The sequence below is a fragment of the Photobacterium sp. OFAV2-7 genome, assembly GCF_022347985.1.
Classification (GTDB): domain Bacteria; phylum Pseudomonadota; class Gammaproteobacteria; order Enterobacterales; family Vibrionaceae; genus Photobacterium.
The window spans coordinates 1-4,766 of sequence record NZ_JAKRFQ010000369.1 but is presented as its reverse complement, the minus strand read 5'-3'; the positions used below and the strand labels follow the sequence as shown (position 1 = coordinate 4,766).

The 4,766-nt window shown below is 50.7% G+C and carries 6 protein-coding genes; 1 reads left to right on the top strand and 5 read right to left on the bottom strand.

The annotated features are described in order from the left end of the window. Nucleotides 1-281, top strand: a 281-nt coding sequence (locus MHN01_RS16925; RefSeq protein ID WP_239412416.1) for a TRAP transporter large permease subunit, incomplete at its 5' end; no start/stop codon positions are given. 41 nt (nt 282-322) lie between these two features. On the opposite strand, the gene MHN01_RS16920 is transcribed toward MHN01_RS16925, so the two are convergent. The 5 genes from MHN01_RS16920 to MHN01_RS16900 all read right to left on the bottom strand — a co-directional run. Then, entirely contained in the window at nt 323-1,081 is a 759-nt protein-coding gene (locus tag MHN01_RS16920; RefSeq protein ID WP_239412415.1) for a YdiY family protein, read from the bottom strand. Between the two features lie 226 nt (nt 1,082-1,307). Next, nucleotides 1,308-1,955, bottom strand: a complete 648-nt coding sequence (locus MHN01_RS16915; RefSeq protein WP_239412414.1) for a lactate utilization protein C — start codon at nt 1,953-1,955, stop codon at nt 1,308-1,310. 10 nt (nt 1,956-1,965) lie between these two features. Continuing rightward, nucleotides 1,966-3,393, bottom strand: a complete 1,428-nt coding sequence (locus tag MHN01_RS16910) for a LutB/LldF family L-lactate oxidation iron-sulfur protein (protein WP_239412413.1) — start codon at nt 3,391-3,393, stop codon at nt 1,966-1,968. Nucleotides 3,394-3,395: 2 nt separating this feature from the next. After that, on the bottom strand, nt 3,396-4,148 hold the full coding sequence (locus MHN01_RS16905) for a (Fe-S)-binding protein (protein WP_239412412.1): 753 nt from the start codon (nt 4,146-4,148) through the stop codon (nt 3,396-3,398). Between the two features lie 144 nt (nt 4,149-4,292). After that, a partial coding sequence (locus MHN01_RS16900) for an L-lactate permease (RefSeq protein ID WP_239412411.1) occupies nt 4,293-4,766 on the bottom strand: 474 nt, incomplete at its 5' end.

Here is a 4,766-nt window from a genome sequence, read left to right as displayed (position 1 = left end):
CCTTTGTTGTGATCCCGATTGTTGCACCAATCTTGCTGAGTATGGATCTGGATCCTGTTTGGCTGGGGATCATGATTGCCCTGAACTTGCAGACATCGTTTCTGACCCCGCCGTTTGGCTTTTCGTTATTCTATTTACGTGGTGTTGCCCCGGATACGATTTCGACTCAGCAAATATACCGGGGTGTTATTCCGTTTATCGTGATTCAGCTGGTGGTGATTGGGATGCTGGCTTACTGGCCGTCTCTGGCTACCTGGCTGCCTAAGGCGGTATACGGTTAACTGCTCAGTCAGTTTGACGCTTATGCCAAGCGTCAAACTGACTAAAAGTCGTAACTCAAACTGATGGTGCTGTAAATTTCGCTGTTGCTGCTGTCGGCCGCAACGTTAGAGTTGTTGATATATTCGGTATCAAGCAGCAATGAGACCTGCGCCATGAGCTGATTCTTGAGATAGCCTTTGACGTTGGTTGTCGTATTCTCTTCACCGTAGTCGACGCGGACTTCACCACCGAGTTCGAAGCGATCATTGAGCTTTGAACTTCCTTCGAGGAAGGCGTTGGCAATAACCTCATCTTCTTTCTTGCCGGGTAAATCAGGATCGAAATCTTGTCGTTGTGAAAAACGATAACCCGGACCGGCACCAATGTTGAGTGTCGTATCTTCTTCGTCAATGAGGGTTGCACCGAAGCCGGTAGCCACGGTTAGCTGTTCACGGTAGGTCGCAAAGAGATCATGTTCGTACTTACTGTTGGTGTAGACAAACCATGCATCATTGACCAAGTGTTTCATACCATAGCTAATATTGTATTTATTGGTCCCGTCGCTGTCTTCGTTACCTTTGGTGTAGTAGGTGGAAAACTCGCCCTTCTGTTGCCATTCATCCTTGTCGTAGATAATGCTGGCGCCAGAGTTGGTCGACATTGAGGTTTCATTGGTTTTGCTGAAGATAAACCCGAGTTTGGCATTGCCGCTCCACGGCGACTCGACGACAGGTGACTCGTCAAGTTCTTCATTTTCTTCATCGCCCCAAGTGGGCGCGGAAATAAGGCTAATGGCAGTCAGTAGAACAAGTGCTCTCATGTATCTTGCTGGTGTTTTGCTGGTTGAATTATGACCTCATTGTAAAAAGCAGAATATTGCACATGTCAGACTGGTGTCATTTCTGAGGGTATGAAATGTATAGGATCTGAATGAGTTATAAAGCGAGAGCGATAATTAGCTGACAATAAAGGTGTCCGCACCAAAAAATAATGCGCTCGAGACAGGGAGTGAGCGCATTATAGTTAGTTGGATATGCTTAATTTAGTCAGTCTTCTATCAGCACCACGATCAGCTCTTTCGGTCCGTGGGCACCGTAGGCCAGTGTTTGCTGAATATCTGCCGTTTTAGATGGCCCTGAGACTAAAATGGCATTGGTTGGCATTCCGATGTGCCAGGCCTGTTTGTTCATCAGTTCGGCAAAGTTGCTTACCAGTGTTGATCGCTTGAGAAGTGCGATGTGTGTCGGTGGGACTAAAGACAGGGTGCGTGGCTCCTGGCTATCTGGCCACAGAACCAGCGTGCCTGTATCGGCAATCCCGGCCAGACAATGGGTGATCCCGGCGTCAACCTGCTCGAATAGTTCAGTTTTCCACTGACTAACCTCACGCTCAAAAGGAACTTGGTTAACTTGCTTTGTGGCTTCATCAATTGCAGGCTGAAACTCACCCCCCGTACCCAGGGCGATGCGGTGGATCTGCTTGTCTTCTATTAAGCGGGTAAGAACTTCTTCTAGTCGTTCGCTATTAGTACGAATAACATCGGCGTGACTGGCCGTGATGCCGTCGATAAATCGTTGCTCGAGCTCTTTTTCTGATGTCGCAGCCCAAGAGTGATAAGTGTGCCCCTCTGAGCTTTTGGGTGTTGCACCTGCGTTACGAAGGCGAGACATAATTGACTGTCTTGCTGTGCTCATTGTTCTCTCCTTACTTGCGTGATTTAAGCAACTGGTGCAAGGTTTTGTCAGCAGGCTTCGGTGCGGTCCGGCATTGGGTCCATGCTCCGAGATTGCTTGGCATCAGGGCCTTGAGCTTTGTTGCTGCCAATGTACCTGTGTGGTACAGCGAAGGATGGGTTGCCGCGTAGGCAAATCCTTTCATGGCCAGCATTTCGGCTTTATTGGCGGCGGCCTCCTGGCCGTCAATGGCTTGTGCTCCTTCGTTCGGTGGATTCTTCGCTTCATGGCGCAGTCGCTGCAGGAGTTCGGGGATCGGAATCCGTACCGGACACACCTCGCCACAGGCACCACACAGGCTCGATGCTGTAACCAGATCTTTGGTTTTCTCCAATCCCATCATATGCGGTGAGATGATTTTGCCGATAGGTCCCGGATAAACAGTGCCGTAGGCGTGGCCGCCAATGCGGGTGTAAACCGGACAGTGGTTCATACATGCCCCACAACGGATACATTGCAGAGTTTTTCGCATTTCCTCGTCGCGATAAGCCTGCGAGCGACCGTTGTCGAGCAGGACGAGATGGACCTCTTGCGGCCCGTCCAGCTCACCTTCGCGGCGCGGAGAAGTGATCATATTGAAATATGTGGAGATAGCCTGGCCGGTGGCCGAGCGGGTCAGGGCGCTGTATAGCGGCGGAACATCTGACAGGAACTCTACCACTTTTTCGATACCGGTAATGGCAATATGGACGTCAGGCACAGTGGTACACATTCTGCCGTTGCCTTCGTTTTCCACCAGGCAAAGTGTGCCTGTTTCAGCAACTGCAAAGTTGACGCCTGACAGGCCGATATCTGCGTCATGAAATTTCTGACGCAGCCTGCTTCGGCCGGTCTGAATTAATTCATCAACATCTATGGTTTGAGTGAAATCATCGAGATTATGCTCGAAGGTATCACTCACTTCCTGTTTGTTCTTGTGAATCGCCGGCATGATGATGTGAGAAGGCTTGTCACCGTCAAGCTGGACAATGTATTCGCCCATATCACTTTCGAGGCATTCTATGCCGAGCTTTTCCATTTCATGGTTCAGCTCGATCTCTTCGCTGACCATCGATTTGCCCTTGACGATTGTCTTGGCGTCATGGGACTGGGCAATGGTGGCAATAATCTGGTTGGCCTCATCGGCGTCTTCTGCCCAGTGGACCTGAATTCCGTTCTTCTGGCAGTTGGTTTCAAGTTGCTCCAGTAGATCGGGTAATTTGCTTAGGCAGCGTTGACGAATGGCCTCGGCCAGATGGCGGATATTGGTTTCTTCGTTGCCATCGGCAAAGGCTGTTTTCCGTTTGTCCCGGAGGTAGTCCATCGCGCCGCGGAAATTCTGTCGTAGCTGTTGGTCGGCCAACGCTGACTTGGCTTGCGGATGGAAAAATTCTGGCCCTTGGGCATTATCTTGTTTCATTATTACTTACCTCCCGTTCTTTCCAGCAGGAAGCTGGCGAGGTGGCGGCCGCGCATTGATTTGCCTTGGTAGTCTAATGCCCCGTTAATGTTCAGCAGGCAGCCCCAATCGGCGCTCACCAGCTCATCGGCCTGGGTATTAGAGAGGTGGTGGGTTTTGTCTTCGACCATTGCCTGGCTGATATTCGGGTGACGAACGGCAAAGGTGCCGCCAAAGCCACAGCATTCGCTTTCGTAGTCTTGTTCACGAAGTTCTACATTTTCTAGTTGGTTGAGCAGCTGGGTGGCGGTGACATGGACATTCATTTCGCGACGGGCGGCGCAGGAGGTGTGCATAACGACAGAGGTTGATTCTCCGCGGTCGTTAAGCTTGATTCGGCAAACATTGACCAGGAACTCGGTGAGTTCGAAAACACGGTCACAAAAGGTATCGACTTGCTGTTGTTTTTCATCGTCTTTGAATAGACGACGATAGTGGTGGTGCATCATGCCGCCGCAAGAGCCGGATAGAACAATCACCGGCCATTGCTCTTCAAACAGTGCCATTTGGCTTAGGGCGACTTGCTTGGCTTCGCTGTCGTAGCCGGAGCTATAGGCTGGCTGGCCGCAACAGGTTTGCTTTTCTTTGAAAATGACCTCGATTCCCTGCTGCTCCAACAGCGTAATGGCATCAAGACCGGCTTCCGGGTCGAACATGTCGACCAGGCAAGTTGCGTAGAAATAGACTTTTTCCGGCTTGGCAGGGTAGATTCGCATCTTGAACTCCTTGAAGGCAGGTAAGCTATTCCATCCGGCCCAGTGAGATTGCTCTGGGAAGTGACTCTTGTTCACTGGGGCCGAATGGAATAGCTGTGTTGCTCGTCGTTAGTAACTTTTCCGTGTACTAGTTGTATTGTTGTGTTAGCCGTTCATCAGGGCATCGGTAATGTGGAAGCCGTAGACGATAGTTAGGCCAATCAAACCTGTAACAATGAGGTAGTAGAACGTTGGGATAACTGTTTTACGTAGGGTGGCACCCTCGCGGCCAAGCAGACCTACGGTTGCTGAAGCGGCGACTACGTTGTGGATAGCAATCATGTTACCCGCGGCAGCACCAACTGCCTGTAGGGCGACAACGGCGGCACTCGAGATAGTCAGTGTTTGTGCAACCTCAAACTGGAACTGGCTGAACATCATGTTTGATACTGTATTCGAGCCGGCGATGAAGGCACCCAGTGCACCAATAGTCGCACTTAGCGCAGGGAAGAACTCACCAACCAGACCGGAAGCAAAGTTTGCAGTCGTCACCGGCATACTTGCCAGGTCAGCAGCGTTAACACCTGAGTTAATGAAGATACGTACCATAGGAATGGTAAATACCAGTACGAAGCCTGC